Below are 18611 nucleotides of genomic sequence, written 5' to 3'. Positions count from 1 at the left end.
GTTTGACATTGTTTTGCTAACTTTGATGCCCTAATTATGATTGCTTTCTTGAAATGAAAAGATTTAAATTATTATATATATCGTTTGTCTTGAGCGTGTCGTCGGTCTGCGCCCAACAAATAAAGATAGGTAATTATACCTTCAAGGACGGGGCAGAGTATAGCGGCGAGATGGTTGGCAACAAACCCAACGGCAAAGGCAGAACGGTATTCCAGAATGGCGATGTCTACGAAGGCGAGTATGTAAAAGGCAAGCGCGAGGGCTACGGCATCTATTCGTTTCCCGACGGCGAGAAGTACGAGGGCGAATGGTTTCAGGACCAGCAGCACGGCAAGGGCACATACTACTTTATGAACAACAACCGCTACGAAGGCCAGTGGAACCGCGATTATCAGCAGGGACAGGGCACGATGTATTACTACAACGGCGATACATACGTTGGCAACTGGGTGCAGGATAAGCGCGACGGCTTTGGTACGTACACTTGGAGCAACGGCCCTACTTACACCGGCGAGTGGAAGAACGACCATAAATGCGGCAAAGGCGTGTACGACTGGAAGGACGGTTCGCGCTACGAAGGCATGATGCGCGACGACCTGCGCAACGGCAAAGGCACATACGTCTATGTAAACGGCGACAAGTACATTGGCGATTGGGTAAACGATATGCAGGAAGGCAAGGGCATATACGAGTTCAAGAACGGCGACAAGTATGAGGGCGATTACGTCAAGGGCGAGCGCACAGGTCAGGGCATCTTCCACTTCAGCAACGGCAACAAATATGTTGGCCGTTACGAGAAAGGCGAGCAGAACGGCTACGGCGTTTTTACTTGGAAGAACGGAGCAGTTTACGAAGGCCAGTGGAAGAACGACAAGCGCGAAGGCAAAGGCAAATACCGCTGGGCCAACGGCGATGTTTACGAGGGCGAATGGCGCAATAACAACATGAACGGTCAGGGCATCCTCCGCATGGTAGACGGTACAAAATACAAGGGCGGCTTCAAAAACGGACTGAAGGACGGCAAGGGCGTTATGGAAGACAAAGACGGCGTCCGCTTCGAAGGATTCTTCAAGAACGGAATGAAAGACGGTCCGTTCGTAGAGATGGATAAAAACGGCAACGTAACCCAGAAAGGCGTGTTTACCAACGGAAAATTGGACACATCAGCCAAATAATGCGTCGTTTTTCGTTCGTAATTAAAAATATTTTCATAATTTTGTATTTGTAAGTGACTATTATATAATTCGAAACAACATATATAAAATAAAAAACTATGGTAATTGATAGATTGGAAAACTTGGAAAAGTACGCTTCTCTTAATCCACTTTTCCCAAAGGTTGTAGAGTTTTTGAAGAATACTGATCTCGCTTCTCACGAGGCAGGAAAAGTCTTCATTCAGGATAAAGACCTTTTTGCTAACTTCACTACTGCCAAGGGCAAGAAAGCCGACGAGGCTACACTCGAGACTCACATCGAGATGATTGATATTCAGATTCCTATCAATACTTGCGAGACAATGGGCTACATTCCTGCATGCAAGCTTCCACAGGTAGAGTACAATGCAGAGAAGGACATCACAAAGTATCCGGGTGTGGCATCTGAGTCGTACATAAAGGTTCAGCCGGGAATGTTTGCCATCTTCTTCCCAGAAGACGGACATGCTCCTTGCATCTCTGACGAGGCTGAAATTCAGAAAGTGATTTTCAAAGTTAAAGTTGCGAAATAACAAACCTACTATCCTTAAATAAATCCCCTTATACCATGGAGGCAAAACTTAAAATACTTAAGAAAGATGCTTGGCTTGAACCGTATTCGATGGCGATTAACGGTCGGCACAGACATTATCTTGACAAGAAAAACGAACTTACGGGCAACGGCGAGAAAACCCTGTCCGAATTTGCTACTGGATATCTGTATTTTGGTTTGCGCCGGATATCAAAGGGGTGGGCTTTCCGCGAGTGGGCACCGCATGCAACAGAGATTTATCTCATAGGTGACTTTAACAACTGGAAGGAAAGCGAGAAGTTTAAGCTTAAAAGGATTACAGAGTCGGGCAACTGGGAACTGATTCTGCCTCCGAGCACGATAAAGCACGGCGACCTTTATAAGATGAAGGTCTACTGGAACGGCGGATGCGGCGAGCGCATTCCGGCATGGTGCCAGCGCGTGGTGCAAGACGAGCAGACCAAGGTTTTCTGTGCTCAGGTTTACGAGCCCGACAAACCATATCGCTTCAAAAAGAAGAACTTCAAGCCGAACGTTAATCCGCTGCTGATATACGAATGTCACATCGGAATGGGACAGGATGCCGAGAAAGTCGGAACATACGATGAATTCCGCGTGAACGTGCTTCCACGAGTGGCTGCCGACGGATACAACTGTATTCAGGTGATGGCTATTCAGGAGCATCCTTACTACGGAAGTTTCGGATACCATGTTTCGAGTTTCTTTGCGTCGTCGTCACGTTTTGGAACGCCCGACGATTTGAAGCGTCTTATCGACGAGGCTCATCAGATGGGCATATCCGTCATAATGGATATTGTTCATTCTCACTCTGTCAAGAACGAGAACGAGGGCTTGGGCAATCTCTGCGGCGATCCTTGCCAGTATTTCTATTCGGGCGACCGAAGAGAGCATCCGGCGTGGGATTCGCTTTGCTTTGACTACGGCAAGAACGAGGTCCTGCACTTCCTTCTGAGCAACTGCAAGTATTGGATGGAAGAGTTCCACTTCGACGGATTCCGATTCGACGGTGTGACATCGATGCTCTATTACAGCCACGGATTGGGCGAGTCGTTCAACGGCTACGAAGATTATTACAACGGTCATCAGGACGATAACGCAATCTGCTATCTCACGTTGGCTAACGACCTTATTCATGAACTCAATCCTAAGGCTATAACCATTGCCGAGGAGGTGAGCGGAATGCCGGGACTTGCTGCGCCGATAGAGTGGGGCGGCTACGGATTCGACTATCGCATGGCGATGAATATTCCGGACTATTGGATAAAGACCATCAAGGAGAAGGCTGATGAGGACTGGAAGCCGGGCAGCATCTTCTGGGAACTGACTAACAGAAGAGCCGACGAGAAGACAATCTCGTATGCCGAAAGTCACGATCAGGCACTTGTAGGAGATAAAACTCTGATATTCAGACTTGTCGATTCGGATATGTATTGGCATTTCAAGAAGGGTGACGAGAATTTTCAGGCTTCGCGAGGAATTGCTCTGCATAAGATGATTAGACTGGTAACGCTGTCAACAATAAACGGCGGTTATCTCAACTTCATGGGAAATGAGTTTGGTCACCCTGAATGGATTGACTTTCCGCGCGACGGTAACGGCTGGAGTTACAAGTATGCCCGCCGCCAGTGGAATCTGGTAGATAACAAGGAGTTGTGCTACAACTATCTTGGCGAGTTTGACAAGGCGATGATAAATCTGATGAAGCAGAGCCGAGGCATCCAGAAGACGGCGGTGATTAAGATTTGCGACAACGACGGCGACCAGATTCTGGCGTTCAAGCGAGGCGACTTGCTGTTCGTCTTCAACTTCAACCCTACAAAGTCGTTCAGCGACTATGGAATGTTGGTTCCGGAAGGAAGCTACAAGGTTGTGCTGAATACCGATAATCCTGAATTTGGCGGCGGTGGATTGACCGACGATACGGTAGAACATTTCACCCAGCCCGACGCGCTTTATCAGTCGTCAGGCAAAGGCTGGCTGAAGTTGTATATTCCATCGCGCACTGCTGTGGTTCTAAAAAAAGTTTAAGAGGCATAAAGAATAATGAGTTATAGTAGTATAAACCGTAATAAGACCGTACGCTCAGTCATTGTTGTGTGCGGTCTTGTTTTCGTTGCATTCTGCTTCTTGTTCCTTTGGAGAATGCAGGGAAGTATCATAAGTGCCGGACAGTATGCCTTTGCACACGGACAGACATCGTACAATCCGATAATCGGTGCGTGCATCACAACGTTTTTGCTGGTGCTGTTGCAGATAGGCGTGCAGAAGATGCTGCATTTTACTCGTCAGTTGTACGCTCTGTCATATCTGCCGTCGTGCGTGGTGCTGGGCTTTTACACGAGTTTCGGACCGTCAATCTATTCGGGCTTGAATTTTTCGTGGACATGGATTCTGATGCTCGTCCTTCTCATCGTCTTTTGCCTTCTGAGCAAGCCGATAAAGCGTCTTGCAATCTTCGATTTTGAGGAAGATGACAGAAATGTTGAGTTCTGGCGTCAGTATGGCGGAAATGCCATCATCCTTGCTGTGTTGTTCGGCATAACGGCGTGCATTTCGAACACAAACGATGAGTTTCATTACGATGTGAATATGCAGAATTATATCGTAGACGGCGACATGGATGCAGTTTTGGCAGAGGGTAGCGAATCGGAGGTGGCTAACCACGATATTACGGCGATGCGTGCCTTCGCTCTTTCAAAGAAAGGCGAGCTGGGCGAGCGACTGTTCGAATATCCGCAGTATTACGGTTCTGAAGGATTGCTCATCAGCATGGCAGATACAACTCATTTACTGTTTTCGCCTCTTGTGCAGTACAGACATCTGGGTGCGCTTCCGCGTCGCGAACATCGCACGGCAATACAATATCTCGAGGCTCTGAACCGTCATCCGCAGCAGGCAAAAGCCCCTGTGAAGCATTATCTGATGTGCGCCTATCTGCTGGATAAAGATATTGAGTCGTTCGTTTCGGAATTCGTAAAGCACTACGACGTGTCAAAGAATCACAAGATTCCGAAGCATTATGCCGAGGCACTTCTTCTGTACAAATATATGCAGGTTGACAGCGTTCAGGTGGTTTACAACGACAATGAAATGGAAAGTAATTATTCCGACTACCGAATGTTGGAGAAGAAATATAAGAACAAAACAGAATTGAAGAACAGATGCCGTGAAGATTTCGGCAAGACATACTGGTGGTACTATCAGTATGGAAAAAAAGATTGAGAAATAAACGAAGGTAAATTATGGCAAGAAAGAAAAAACAACTCCCTTTGCTGGAGAATATTACGATACAGGCCGTGGCTGCCGAGGGCAAGTCGCTTGCAAGGGTCGATGACCTTGTGGTATTTGCTCCGTACGTTGTGCCCGGCGATGTGGTGGATTTGCAAGTCCGCCGAAAGAAACACAGCTATGCCGAGGCAGAGGTTGTGAACATTCATCATTATTCGGAGTTGCGCGACACACCTTTCTGCGAGCACTACGGCGTTTGCGGAGGCTGCAAGTGGCAGTGTCTGAAGTATGAGGAGCAGTTGAAGGCAAAGCAGCAGCAGATAACAGATAATCTGACGCGAATAGGCAAGATTGAACTTCCTGAAATCAGTCCGATTTTGGGAAGCGAGAAGACAAAGTTCTATCGCAACAAACTCGAATTCGGATTCAGCAACAAGCGCTGGCTCACGAACGAGGAGGTGAAGAGCGGCGTTAAGTACGAGCACATGGACGGCGTAGGCTTCCATATTTCTGGCTGTTTCGACAAGATTCTTCCTATCGAAAAGTGCTGGCTGATGGACGACCTCTGCAACACGATTCGTAACGATGTGCGCGACTATGCCTATGCCAACAACCTGTCGTTCTACGATCTTCGCGAGCACAAGGGTCTGCTCCGCAACATGATGATTCGCAACAGCAATTCGGGCGAGTGGATGCTCGTAATGCAGTTCTGCTGGACATATAAGGACGAGGAGGCATCGGCAATGGCTCTGATGCAGCATCTTAAAGAGACATTCCCACAGATTACGAGCCTTATGTATGTTAATAATCAGAAGTTTAACGATACGATAAACGACCTCGACATAAAGACATACAGCGGCAACGACCATATTTTCGAGCTGATGGAGAATCTTCGTTTCAAGGTTGGACCGAAGTCGTTCTATCAGACAAATACCGATCAGGCTTACGAGTTGTACAAGGTGGCTCGAAACTTTGCTGGTCTGACGGGTAACGAACTTGTCTACGACCTCTACACGGGAACTGGAACAATAGCAAACTTTGTGGCTCATCAGGCTAAGAAAGTGGTTGGTATTGAGTATGTTCCAGATGCTATCGAGGATGCTAAGGTAAATTCGGAAGTAAACGGAATAAAGAATACGCTTTTCTTCGCTGGCGATATGAAGGATATGCTCACTCAGGACTTCATTAATGAGCATGGTCGCCCGGATGTGATTATCACCGACCCTCCAAGAGCTGGAATGCATCAGGATGTGATTGATGTTCTGCTGTTTGCAGAGCCAAAGAAGATAGTTTATGTTAGTTGCAATCCTGCTACTCAGGCACGCGATTTGCAGCTGCTCGACGTTAAGTATAAGGTCACGGCCGTTCAGCCGGTTGATATGTTCCCTCACACTCAGCATGTCGAGAATGTTGTTTTACTCGAAAAGAAATAATTATGCCACAGCCAAGAAAACAGTTTGTAAACAAACGAAATACAGTAAACGAATATGTGGTGAAAGAGTCGGGCGAACTGATGGCTTTTATTATGCAGGCGATGCACGGAATAAGCCGCACGAAGGCTAAGGAACTGCTCACCAAGAAGTGTGTTTCTGTAAATAATATGAATGTGTCTCAGTGGAATCACGAACTTCATAAGGGCGACAAGGTTCAGATTGGACATTACAAGGGACATAAGGAATTCCACAGCGATGCCCTGAAAATCGTTTACGAAGATGCCTATCTGCTTGTTGTCGAGAAGCGCGAGGGCGTTCTGTCTGTCTCAACCGGAAGACAGAAGAATTCGGCTCACGATATTCTCGACGAATATCTTAAAAGACAAGGAAGAAACAGTGGCGTTCACACCGTTCATCGTCTCGACCGCGAGACTTCGGGCCTGATGATTTTCGCTAAGGATATTAAGACGCGTCTCACTTTCCAGGAGGCATGGAAGGATTATGTTTACGACCGCCGATACATTGCGGTTGTGAGCGGCGATATGGAGAAGGACAGCGGTACGGTGGCTTCGTGGCTCACCGATAACAGAATGTTTGTAAGCTACTCAACGCCTTACGACAACGGCGGAAAATATGCTGTTACGAACTACAAGACGATAAAGCGTGCAAACGGCTATTCGCTCGTTGAGTTGAAACTTGATACGGGAAGAAAAAATCAGATTCGCGTTCATCTTCAGGACTTGAAGCATCCGATTATTGGCGACCGCAAGTACGGAAATGGCATCGATACGATTGGCAGACTTGCTCTCCATGCTTTCAAGTTGTGTTTCCGTCATCCTGTTACAGGCGCAAATCTTGAGTTTGAGACGCCTTATCCGCCAAAGTTCAAGAAGTTGTTCGAACAGGGAGCATCGCAATGTCCTGCTCCTACAAAGGAACTGAAAAAGCCTGTATTCAAGCCTCGTCACAACGAGGAAGATTATTACGGAGAAGAAGATTAAATAAGAAAGAGAGTTTTGCATTTGTTTGCAAAACTCTCGTTTTTATTTAGAAGGGGATATTGTGTTCCTTGCAATAAGCCTCTTGTTCTTCATCTGAGACAAAGATTTCGTCGCAAATCTTTTCAAATGAGTTTAGTGCATCATTCGTGTAGTCTTTAGTTGCATTTAGAACTTTTGATAGTTTTGTTATAAATTCACAAAAATCAGAATTGAGGTTGTTTAGTTTTTCTATTGTTGTATAGTCGAGTGCTTTTTCGCGAGCAGGAAAAAGAATTTTTGAATCGTTTACTTGCATCAGAATGACTCCAATACCAAAAGCGTTGTTTAATCGTTCAATTTCCTCATGTAAATCTTCATTTATTTCAAAGGCAACCAAGTAGCCGAAGTTTGCCCAACTACTATTTGACAGAGCCTGAAAATAATACTGTTTTAATTGGTAATCTGTTTCAATTCTCTTTTTTAACTCGTAAGAGTAAATATGTATTGTTTCTTTAGGCTCAGTAGCCTTTAGCAATGATAAGGTTGCATCATTCTTGAAATTGTCAAACTGTACACTCACAATATCTGGATGTACCCATTTTTGATTGGCATCACTCTTTGAAGAGGATTTCTCATGAAAAATGGTTTTGGCATAATTGTTTCTGGTTCTGAGAAAACTACAAAATATTTTGTGCAATGAACGCTCGTCGAAGTCTTTCTGATGCTCGTGCTGTACGGGTGCGGAATAGTGATTTCCTGCAATCAGTGCTTCTATTTCTTCTGAATATTTGGTGATATCACAGCATGTACCAATTGAACCCGAAGAATTTTTCAGGTTTTGCGACATATCTTTTCTGCTTATGGTTTTATTAATCCATTCAACTTTTCTGCGATGCGGGAGTTCTGAATTAGGAATGTAATAATAGTCGCTTGTAATAGTGCCGATATAGTAAAATCCTTCGCCTGAAGGACATAGAACGACATCGCCAATATTTAGTCCTTTTATTATTGTCCATAAGAAACCGCAAGCCAGTCCTGCTGATGTCTTAGATTTTCCCGGAACATGTTCCATCCAAATAGGAATGAATTTATTGTTGAAGTCTCTCCAATTTTCAAAAAGGGAGTCTGAAAGGTCTACGTTTATTTCAAAGGATGCACCGATGTAACCTTCTTCATGGCACAATTTTGCATATTTGCAACCCTGTCCCAACATTATTCTGTTGTATTTTTTCATGGTTGTTGATATTTATCTTCTAATATCATTCACAATTCTCAGCATCTCGTCATGAATAAGACCATTAGTGGCAAGAACCTCTTTGCCAGAGTAGAAGTTGTCGCCGCCGCTGAAATCAGTTATTCTGCCGCCTGCCTGCATCAATATAAGTGCGCCGGCTGCAACGTCCCACGGACCGAGCAAGCCCTCCACGCGCGCTTCAGCTCTGCCGGCTGCGATATAGCACAACTCGGTTGCACATGCTCCGATAAGTCTGAGTCCGCACGCATTACCGTAGAGTCTGTTGACTAGTTTTGTTTCGAAATCTCTGAAAGCCTCGGCATTGTAAGGGAAGCCGAGTTCAACGAGTGCATCGTCTACCTTGTCGATGTTTGTACAGTGAATCTCCTCGCCGTTAAGATATGCCTTGCTGCCTTTGTAAGCCCAGAAAAGCTCGTTTCGTGTACATTCGTAAACCACACCTATAAGCAGTTCCTTCTTTGAGCGAAGGGCGATGCTGATACAATAAGGAGTGAGATTATGTATGAAATTGGTTGTTCCGTCGAGCGGATCGACAACCCAATAGAATTCCTCATCGTTTAGTCCTGCCGAGCCTTCCTCGCAGATGAATCCGGCTGATGGCAGAAGTTCGTGAAGTTTGCCGACAAGTCGTTTCTCGCTTTCCTTGTCAACGTACGAGACATAGTCGTGAGCCGCCTTTTTCTCTACCTTTCCGCGTTCAAACTTACTGCGTTCGTCGCGAACCATTGCTCCATTAAGTACTGCGAGTTTTTTAACCTCTTCTGTAAGTTGTTCCAGATTGAGTTCGATATTCATAGTGGTCTGTTTTTCTGCATTTATAAAACAAAAGCAACCAAGAAAAATCTTGATTGCTTGGCGGTGCGTACGGGACTCGAACCCGTGACCCCATGCGTGACAGGCATGTATTCTAACCAGCTGAACTAACGCACCTAAAACTATATTTTCTTAAACCAGAATCGCTGTTCTGGAAAAGCGATGCAAAGATACAACAATATTTCGAATCTGCAAATTTTATCGGCAAAAATATTCGGTTTTTATGCTTTTTCTTGTTTCTGAGACTTTTCAGCCGTCTTTCTCACCTTGTAAAGTTGATAAGAGTTTACGACGTTGTGGCATACTGAGTAGAATCCTCCTGCGATTGACGTTACTGGCGTAAGGAATGTTGCCCCAAGCCAGATGGTGAAGACTGTATTCTTCTGTCCGAGAGCCTGTCCGCCGCTGATTCGGTCGTTGTATTTGCCGCCAATCATCTTTCCGAGTGCAAACTGAATGGCGCATGTTATGAGTGCAGCCACGGCTATGCCGACTTCCATAATCAAGTTTTCGTTGCTATGGACGATGCTTCGGGTTGTTACGGCAATGGCAAGAGACAGCGAGACTGCCCACATGTAGAATGCCAGATTCTTTGGCTTCTGCATCATTGCATGGAGTTTAGGCATGAAAATTCGCACTAACCACGCAAGAAAAAGCGGAAAAATGAGCAGCGGAAAAACTTTTCGCAGGATGGCAATGAATGCCGGCAGAAAACTGACTCCTTCGCTTGGATGTACCATCGGCACAACAATCGGAATTACGATTGCCGAAGTCAGGTTGGCAAGCATCGTGTAACTGACAAGCGTTTGTGCATTTCCGCCCAGTTTTCCGGTTATGACGGCGGCTGCCGTTGCTGTTGGGGTAATCATACAAATCATTGCTCCTTCGAGAACAACGCGATACTGATTCTCGGGACAAAAGATGAGCGGCAGTCCGAGTAGGACGAATGTGCAGACTTGTATCATGATGAGCCAGAGATGCCATTTTGTCAGACGAAGTGACTTAGGGTCAATCTTGCAGAAAGTAAGAAACAACATGCAGAATATCAGCATCGGCTGAATGTATGCTATTGCTTCGGATACAAATTCGTGCGTTTCGTCGAGTTGTGGAATAGCCGTGTATATAAAATATGCAGCAACTCCCGTTAGCATGGCTATCGGGAGAGTCCAGTTTCTTAAGAATTGTATGATTTTCATTTTTGTTTGTTATCCCGGAAATTTTGTGTTTAGAATAGGCGGGTAGGGTCGTAGTCGAGCAGAACGGTCTTCTGCTGCTTGAGCGATTCCTGAACGTCGATGATGCGCTGGTTGCTGCTTCCTCTGAACAGTAAATCAGGGTCGTGCAGGGATTCCTCAAACCGACCGTCTACAAGCACGTCTATCGACTTCAGAAGTCGGAGAGCCTGCGGATTCTGTTTCAGCGTCTCGAACGTATAGCCGGTATAGCACCAGATGTTCTTGCTGCTCGAATGCTTTATGGCTTCTGCCAGTTCTGCGAATCCTTCGGCCTGATACATCGGGTCGCCGCCTGTGAATGTCACGTCGGCAAATTCATCGGTAAGGATTTCCTTCAGGATATCTTCCGTAGATGTCATTGTGCCAGCGTTAATGTCCCATGTGCTGGGGTTTTGACAGCCTTTGCATGCATTTACGCAACCGGCACAATAAATTGAGGTCCGGAAGCCCGGACCATCAACTGTTGTGTCATGAATAATTTTTATGATGCTAATCATATCTTGTGTTTCAAAGATATTTTTAGTTCTTGAAGTCGTGAACCACTCTGTCGTTCAACTCGGCAAGCTTTGCGCGGTTCCATCTGTCGGTAGTTCCAACAAGGTAGCCGGTGATTCGCTGGAGCTTGTCTACGTTTGTGCCTCCACATTTAGGACAGGTGTCAAGATTCTGGTCGGCATTCTCGTATCCGCAGTCAAGACAGCGGTTGCGGTTGTGGTTTACCGAGCCGTATCCCATGTTGTACTTGTCCATCATGTCAACCACGCGCATAATCACATCAGGGTTGTGAGTAGCATCGCCGTCAATCTCAACATAGAAGATGTGGCCGCCGCGTGTAAGGTCGTGGTATGGTGCCTCAACCTGAGCCTTGTGAAGCGCGCTGCACTTATAGTAAACCGGAACATGGTTTGAGTTTGTGTAATAGTCACGGTCTGTCACACCCGGAATAACGCCGAATTCGTTGCGGTCTGTGCGAGTGAACTTGCCAGACAAGCCCTCGGCAGGAGTTGCAAGAACGCTGTAGTTGTGTCCGTACTTCTCAGAATATCCGTTCGCACGGTTGCGCATGTATGTGACAATCTTAATTCCAAGTTCCTGAGCCTCTTCGTTTTCGCCGTGATGCTTGCCTACGAGTGCCACAAGACATTCAGCCAAGCCTATGAAGCCGATTCCGAGAGTTCCTTGGTTGATTACCGATTCGATTGTGTCGGTTGGCTTCAGTTTCTCTGCACCGAGCCACAATGATGACATTACGAGAGGGAACTGCTTTGCAACGGCTGTCTTCTGGAACATAAAACGCTCGTGAAGCTGCTGTGCCGTGATGTCGAGCACGTTGTCGAGTTTTGCAAAGAACTGTGCGATACGCTCTTCCTTGCTCTTGATGTTCATGCACTCGATGGCAAGGCGAACGATGTTTATTGTTGTAAACGAGATGTTTCCTCGTCCTATTGATGTCTTTGGTCCGAAGCGGTTCTCGAACACGCGTGTGCGGCATCCCATTGTTGCCACCTCGTGAATGTAGCGCTTAGGGTCGTCAGCCTTCCATTCTTCGCTCTGGTTGTAAGTTGCGTCGAGGTTCAGGAAGTTAGGGAAGAATCGGCGTGCCGTAACCTTGCAAGCCAGTTTGTAAAGGTCGTAGTTTCTGTCTTCCGGCAGATAGTTCACGCCTCTCTTCTTCTTCCAAATCTGAATAGGGAAGATGGCTGTTTCGCCCTTTCCAACGCCCTCGTATGTGCTGATGAGCATTTCGCGGATGATGCATCGACCCTCGGCAGAAGTATCTGTTCCGTAGTTTACAGAGCTGAATACAACCTGATTACCGCCGCGTGAGTGGATCGTGTTCATGTTGTGGATGAATGCCTCCATGCTCTGATGAACGCGCGCAACAGTCTTATTGATAGCGTGCTGCTTTACGCGAGCCTCGCCTTCAAGTCCGTCGAGCGAAGTGTTCAGGTAATCGTCTATAGGAGCGTCGTAAAGATGCTTGAAGTCTTGAGCATAAAGATTTTCAAGATTCTTCACCTCTTCTATATAGCTGCGGCGAACGTAAGGTGCAAGATAGAAGTCGAAAGCTGGGATTGCCTGACCGCCGTGCATCTCGTTCTGTGCCGTTTCGAGAGATATACATCCAAGTATGCTGGCTGTCTCGATGCGCTTTGCAGGGCGCGATTCTCCATGACCTGCGCTGAATCCGAACTCAAGAATATGGTCGAGCGGATGCTGAACGCATGTGAGCGACTTTGTAGGATAGTAATCCTTGTCGTGAATGTGGATATAGTTGTGCGATACGGCATCGCGTACCGGCTCGCTCAGCAGATAGTCGTCAACGAAAGGCTTTGTTGTTTCGCTCGAGAACTTCATCATCATGCCGGCTGGGGTGTCGGCATTCATGTTTGCGTTCTCGCGTGTAATATCATTAGACTTGATGTTGATGATTTCGAGGAACATGTCGGTTGTCTTTGCCTTTCGGGCAATGTTGCGCTGGTTGCGGTAAGAGATGTACTGGCGTGCCACATCCTTACGGCTTGACTTCATCAGTTCGCGCTCAACCGCGTCCTGAATGTCCTCAACTGTCATTTGTGATTTTCCACGGGTTGCAATGTGATCGGTAATCTGGTTGATGAGGTTTGCGTCCTCGCCAATCTCGGTGTGGAGCATTGCCTTGCGTATAGCGCCAGAAATTTTGGATTCGTTGAATCCAACAATTCGACCGTCTCGTTTAACGACTGTCTGTATCATTTTTTTCTTGTCAGTTAGAATTGTTAATTTTTTAATTGCTGCAAAGGTATAATATAAGATTTGAATTTCAAAATTTTTCAACTTTTAAATTTGTTAAAAATATTAAAACGCTGAAAATCAATAATATAAAAAATAGAAATGGAAAACTTTATAGTAAAACATTAAATAAAGTTTGCAAAAAGCTATTGCTGTGATAGTTATGAAAATTACATTGCTATCCTGCTATTTTTACCATAATTTTATGGCAAAATCTTATAAAGTTTTGTGGTGGTGTGTTTATCGTTTTTACACATTTGTTGTTAAGCGTTTGCAAATATATGAAAATATTTTTGTTGTTCGATTGATATTAGGTCAAAAAAAAATAAGTATTTTTGCAATCGATATGAGACGAAAAATTATTTATGTTCTTTGGGCACTTTTGTTGCTTATTATATTAGGTGTTGTCGGCGCATTCACCGCAATATCTAAAGGTTGGATTGGACACCTGCCTAAAATTGAGGATTTACAGAACCCTGTAGACAAGTACGCAACTCAGATTATATCGTCTGACGGAAAGCTCCTCGGCACATGGTCGTACTCGAAAGATAACCGAATCTATGCCGAATACAATTCCATCTCGCCAAATCTGATAAACGCATTGGTCGCTACCGAGGATGCGCGTTTCTACGAGCATTCTGGAATCGACGTGCGCGCTCTTTTCCGTTCGCTGGTAAAGCGCGGAATCTTTATGCAGAAGAGTGCGGGCGGTGGCTCAACCATCACTCAGCAGCTTGCAAAGCAGCTTTATACTAATGTTGCTAAGAACAGCGTTCAGCGCGCCCTTCAGAAGCCGATAGAGTGGGTTATTGCTGTTCAGCTCGAAAAATACTATACAAAGGAGGAAATCATCACGCTGTATTTCAATAAGTTCGACTTTCTTAACAACGCAGTCGGAATAAAGACTGCCTCGAAGACATATTTCGGAAAAGACCCTTCGCAACTCACCATCAACGAGGCTGCAACCCTTGTCGGAATGTGCAAGAATCCGTCTCTCTTCAATCCCGTAAGACATAACGAGCGTTGCCGCGGTCGTCGAAATGTGGTTCTCGGTCAGATGCTAAAGGCTGGCTTCATCACCAAGGCGGAGTACGACACTTTGAAGGAAGAGCCTCTGGTGCTCGACTTCCATCGTGTTGACCACAAGGAAGGACTTGCGACTTACTTCCGCGAGTATCTCCGTGGTGTGATGATGGCAAAGAAGCCTGAGCGCGACAGATATCCGGAGTGGAACTATCAGCAGTATTATCAGGATTCACTTTCGTGGGAGAAAGACCCGCTTTACGGATGGTGCAACAAGCACAAGAAGAAAAACGGCGAGAACTACAACATTTACGAAGACGGATTGCGAATCTATACAACCATCGACTCGCGCATGCAGGCTTATGCCGAGCAGGCAGTAATTGAGCATATCGCCGGAAAATTGCAACCTGCGTTCGACAAGGAGAAACGCCGCAAGAAGACCGCTCCGTTCAGTTCGATGCTCTCGACAGCCGATGTCGAGAAAATCATGAAGCGAAGCAAGATGCAGAGCGAACGCTACATCATGATGAAGAAGGCAGGCTGCTCGGATAGCGAGATTGACGAGGCTTTCAGCACAAAGACAGAGATGAGCGTTGCCAAGTATGTTGTAAGTCGCGACGAGAAGGGTGCGGTTAAGAATGTAGATATCATCGAGGTCGATACGATGTTGACTCCGATGGATTCAATCAGATATTACAAGCATTTCTTGCGCAGCGGATTCATGAGTATGGACGCTAAGACTGGTGCGGTTAAGGCATACGTCGGCGGCTTGGATTATACTCATTTCCAGTATGATATGGTAACTCTCGGACGCCGTCAGGTTGGTTCTACAATCAAACCGTTCCTTTATTCGCTTGCGATGGAGAACGGATTCACGCCTTGCGACGAGGCTCCTAATGTTCAGGAAACGTATAATATAAATGGTGTGGACTGGACTCCGCGCAACGGTAGCCGCGCCCGTTATGGCGAGATGGTTACGCTCAAGTGGGGACTTGCAAACTCTAACAACTGGATTAGCGCATGGCTTATGAACCAGCTCGACCCAGTTCAGCTTGTCGATTTGATGCATCAGTTTGGCATCAACAACAAGAAGATTGACCCTGTTATGAGCCTTTGCCTCGGTCCTTGCGAAATTTCTGTCTCTGAGATGGTTAGTGCATATTCAGCCTTTGCCAATAAGGGAATCCGTGCTCAGCCTATGTTCGTAACCCGAATTGAGGACAGTGAGGGCAATATCGTTGCCGAATTCCAGCCTCAGGTAAACGAGGTTATCAGCGAGATGAGCAGTCTGAAGATGGTTGATATGCTTAGAGCCGTTGTTGATCACGGCACGGCAGCCCGAATCCGCTGGATGTTCAAGATAAAGGCCGATATGGGCGGTAAGACCGGTACGACAAACCGCAACTCCGACGGATGGTTCATGGGCTTTACTCCAGAACTTGTGAGCGGTTGCTGGGTTGGTGGCGAAGACCGCGACATTCATTTCGACAACATGGCAAACGGTCAGGGAGCCGAGCAGGCTCTGCCAATTTACGGCAAGTACATGAAGATGGTTTATGCCGATGAGTCTCTGCCGTACAAGGAGAGCGCGACATTCGCATTCCCTGAGAATTTCAGCCTTTGCAACGAGCAGAGTTACGGAAAGGAAGAGGTTATGGAAGTGGGAGATGCTGCTTCTTCTGCAACGGGAAACACAAATAAAGCACCTCAGCAAAAACAAAGTGGAGGTATAGACGAAATATTTGATTAAACGGAGAGTTAAATTATGATGACAATGAACAAAGAGAAGGCTCTTGTGGTCTTCAGTGGAGGTCAGGACTCAACAACATGCCTATATTGGGCAAAGAAGAACTTCAAGGAGGTCTTCGCCCTTAGTTTTATCTACGGACAGAAGCATGTTAAGGAAGTTGAACTGGCAAAGAAGATAGCCGAGAAGGCGGGAGTAGAGTGGGCTTGCATGGACGTGAGTTTCATAGGCAAACTCGGTAAGAATTCGCTTACAGATTCGAGCATACCGATGGACAAGGATAAACCGTTAGATTCGTTTCCAAACACATTTGTTCCGGGACGTAATCTGTTCTTCCTCAGCATCGCAGCCGTTTACGCTCGCGAGCGTGGCATAAATCATCTGGTAACAGGTGTCAGCGAGACAGATTTCAGCGGATATCCTGATTGCCGCGATGCATTCATCAAGAGTCTCAATGTGAGCCTGAATCTTGCGATGGACGAGCAGTTCGTAATCCATACTCCGCTGATGTGGATTGACAAGTGTCAGACTTGGGAGATGGCAGACAATCTTGGCGTGCTCGACATCGTTCGCAACGATACGCTAACATGCTATAATGGCATTCAGGGCGACGGATGCGGCGAGTGTCCTTCGTGCAAACTCAGAAAGGAAGGACTCGACAAGTATCTATCAATTAAAAACTTAGCTTTGGCTGGAAAATGAGCGAGAATAGAGAAAAAGAAGGTCTTCAGGCCTTAGGAAAGAAGACCGAGTACAGACAGGACTATGCTCCCGAGGTGCTCGAGAGCTTCGTAAACAAGCATCCCGACAACGATTATTGGGTGCGTTTCAACTGTCCAGAGTTCACAAGCCTTTGTCCTATCACAGGACAGCCCGATTTTGCGGAAATCAAAATCGACTACATTCCGGGCGAGCGCATGGTCGAGAGCAAGAGCTTGAAACTTTATCTGTTCAGTTTCCGCAACCACGGAGATTTTCACGAGGATTGCGTAAACAAGATTATGAAGGATTTGATAAAGCTGATGGATCCGAAGTACATCGAGGTTACAGGAATCTTCACTCCGCGCGGCGGAATATCAATCTATCCGTATGCCAACTATGGCAAGCCGGGAACGAAGTACGAAAAAATGGCAGAATACAGACTTATGAACCACAATCTTTAATAGGTTGTGGTTTTTTATTTCTCGATAATCGGCTCTTTTACAGGTAGTTCTATTGCATTCTTTTTCTTCTTTTTACCAAAATTGAAGCCTGCATAGAACTTGAGTGATGCGTATGTATTGTTCACGCTGAAATACTCACGTCTGAAACTATAGGTGTGAACAACGAACGATAGCCCCGTGTAGTATTTTGCATTGTTCCAAGTTATTCCGATGCGGCTGAACATATCCAGACTGATGTATTTCATCTGCCTCTTCAGTTGGTTCATCGTTATGTCGCTGATTTTTACCTCCGATTCCTTGTAACCGATGGCTGGCTGCAAAGATGCCGACAGCAGGCAGTTTCTCTTGAAAACCCAGTTGTATGCGTATCCGAAGTTGATGCTGTAGTCCGAATATTTCAGTTTGTTGAACATCATGCTTTGGTCGAGTTCTTCGACCATTTTCTTCGGCAGTTTCTCGTGATTGAAGTCTATTTCGTGTTTTGAACAGGTTATGCCGAGCAAGAACGAGCCGCAACTTCGCCGTTGGTTTGTGCTCTGTGCAAATGCCGCCGGATACGAAAAATGCTTGTGATTGAAGATGTAATATGCATTCAGACCCTTTATCGAAACGTCGAGGGCATTACATTCTTTTCCGATTTGCGAATCGTCGGAAAAACCTGTGTAGTCGTCGAGTGTCATCGGTGAATTTCCTGATTTTCTCCAATAGATGTCGCCGCCAATCATATTAGTGTAGATACTCAGTTCGAACTCGCGCTTTGCGCTTGTCGAACGGCTGAATAGTCTGGTTGCATCTACCGAATATCCAAGGAAAATCCATTTCCATCCGAAGTAAAGACCGAGTTTGTAGTTGGCATTCGGACTGAAATCTATTTCCTGTTTGCTCGTAGAACTGCTGATGTTGTAGAATTCGTACCAGTTGCTTGTCTCCAGCATCACGGCATAGTTGTATTGATTTGGCGAAATCCAGATAGTATCGCCCCTTTTATCGAATTGTCTGAGTGTTGCTCCGACGGTGCTCTCAACGCCTCTTTCAAAGAGTTTTCCCGTCATCTTTCCTTGGTCAACGACAAATTTGCCCACCTTGTTTATTAAAGGTTTGCGCTGTGAGTTACTGTCGTTTGTTTCGATGTCGTTTGCATACAATGCCGTACACAGCGACAAAAATAGTGAAATTAGGTATGTTGCTTTTATTTTTCCCACGTTTGTTTTTCAGG

Annotated in this window: 15 protein-coding genes and 1 tRNA gene; 9 read left to right on the top strand and 7 right to left on the bottom strand. The window is 46.0% G+C overall.

Translation table 11 applies throughout. The features are described 5' to 3' along the window. Window positions 1-53: 53 nt before the first annotated feature. The 6 genes from T538_RS0105105 (at window position 54) to T538_RS0105080 (ending at window position 7408) form a co-directional block, all read left to right on the top strand. Window positions 54-1175 carry an MORN repeat-containing protein gene (locus T538_RS0105105; protein WP_031532508.1) on the top strand — a complete coding sequence of 374 codons (1122 nt, stop codon included), beginning with the start codon at window positions 54-56 and terminating at the stop codon, window positions 1173-1175. Between the two features lie 98 nt (window positions 1176-1273). Then, complete coding sequence (locus tag T538_RS0105100; RefSeq protein WP_031532507.1) at window positions 1274-1726, top strand: NanQ anomerase/TabA/YiaL family protein; 453 nt, start codon at window positions 1274-1276, stop codon at window positions 1724-1726. Window positions 1727-1761: 35 nt separating this feature from the next. Continuing rightward, window positions 1762-3774, top strand: coding sequence for an alpha amylase C-terminal domain-containing protein (locus tag T538_RS0105095; RefSeq protein WP_031532506.1), 2013 nt, complete (start codon window positions 1762-1764; stop codon window positions 3772-3774). Between the two features lie 15 nt (window positions 3775-3789). Beyond that, entirely contained in the window at window positions 3790-4968 is a 1179-nt protein-coding gene (locus tag T538_RS0105090) for a DUF6057 family protein (RefSeq protein ID WP_031532505.1), read from the top strand. Between the two features lie 20 nt (window positions 4969-4988). Then, a complete protein-coding gene (rlmD, locus tag T538_RS0105085; protein ID WP_031532504.1) occupies window positions 4989-6407 on the top strand; it encodes a 23S rRNA (uracil(1939)-C(5))-methyltransferase RlmD in 1419 nt (472 codons plus the stop codon). A gap of 2 nt (window positions 6408-6409) precedes the next feature. After that, complete coding sequence (locus tag T538_RS0105080; RefSeq protein ID WP_081834869.1) at window positions 6410-7408, top strand: RluA family pseudouridine synthase; 999 nt, start codon at window positions 6410-6412, stop codon at window positions 7406-7408. A gap of 46 nt (window positions 7409-7454) precedes the next feature. On the opposite strand, the gene T538_RS0105075 is transcribed toward T538_RS0105080, so the two are convergent. The 6 genes from T538_RS0105075 to T538_RS0105050 all read right to left on the bottom strand — a co-directional run bounded on the left by T538_RS0105075 (window position 7455) and on the right by T538_RS0105050 (window position 13426). Continuing rightward, entirely contained in the window at window positions 7455-8621 is a 1167-nt protein-coding gene (locus tag T538_RS0105075) for a hypothetical protein (RefSeq protein WP_031532502.1), read from the bottom strand. Window positions 8622-8633: 12 nt separating this feature from the next. Further along, entirely contained in the window at window positions 8634-9437 is an 804-nt protein-coding gene (locus T538_RS0105070) for an inositol monophosphatase family protein (RefSeq protein ID WP_031532501.1), read from the bottom strand. 58 nt (window positions 9438-9495) lie between these two features. Further along, window positions 9496-9572: transfer RNA gene (locus tag T538_RS0105065), tRNA-Asp, on the bottom strand. 104 nt (window positions 9573-9676) lie between these two features. Beyond that, window positions 9677-10651 (bottom strand): transporter, encoded by a 975-nt coding sequence (locus T538_RS0105060; protein ID WP_031532500.1) that lies wholly within the window; start codon window positions 10649-10651, stop codon window positions 9677-9679. Between the two features lie 29 nt (window positions 10652-10680). Further along, window positions 10681-11187 carry an anaerobic ribonucleoside-triphosphate reductase activating protein gene (gene nrdG / locus T538_RS0105055; RefSeq protein ID WP_031532499.1) on the bottom strand — a complete coding sequence of 169 codons (507 nt, stop codon included), beginning with the start codon at window positions 11185-11187 and terminating at the stop codon, window positions 10681-10683. 22 nt (window positions 11188-11209) lie between these two features. After that, window positions 11210-13426: an anaerobic ribonucleoside triphosphate reductase gene (locus tag T538_RS0105050; protein ID WP_031532498.1), complete on the bottom strand. Its 2217-nt coding sequence runs from the start codon at window positions 13424-13426 to the stop codon at window positions 11210-11212. A gap of 382 nt (window positions 13427-13808) precedes the next feature. Here T538_RS0105050 and T538_RS0105045 point away from each other — a divergent pair, with 382 nt between their 5' ends. The 3 genes from T538_RS0105045 to queF are packed head-to-tail and all read left to right on the top strand — an operon-like array spanning window position 13809 to window position 17395. Beyond that, window positions 13809-16235, top strand: coding sequence for a transglycosylase domain-containing protein (locus T538_RS0105045; RefSeq protein WP_051655885.1), 2427 nt, complete (start codon window positions 13809-13811; stop codon window positions 16233-16235). 24 nt (window positions 16236-16259) lie between these two features. Next, window positions 16260-16934, top strand: a complete 675-nt coding sequence (gene queC, locus T538_RS0105040; protein WP_031532496.1) for a 7-cyano-7-deazaguanine synthase QueC — start codon at window positions 16260-16262, stop codon at window positions 16932-16934. Beyond that, a complete protein-coding gene (gene queF, locus T538_RS0105035) occupies window positions 16931-17395 on the top strand; it encodes a preQ(1) synthase (RefSeq protein WP_031532495.1) in 465 nt (154 codons plus the stop codon). Before queC ends, queF begins: the two co-directional genes overlap by 4 nt. 14 nt (window positions 17396-17409) lie before the next feature. Here queF and T538_RS0105030 read toward each other — a convergent pair whose 3' ends face one another. Then, window positions 17410-18597 (bottom strand): DUF4421 domain-containing protein, encoded by a 1188-nt coding sequence (locus T538_RS0105030; protein ID WP_155993003.1) that lies wholly within the window; start codon window positions 18595-18597, stop codon window positions 17410-17412. Between the last annotated feature and the right edge of the window lie 14 nt (window positions 18598-18611).

Origin of the sequence: Bacteroides sp. Ga6A2 (assembly GCF_000702225.1) — a bacterium.
GTDB lineage: Bacteria > Bacteroidota > Bacteroidia > Bacteroidales > Bacteroidaceae > Ga6A1.
Note: the sequence above shows the minus strand (reverse complement) of the source record. Positions and strands in the feature narration are given on the sequence as shown.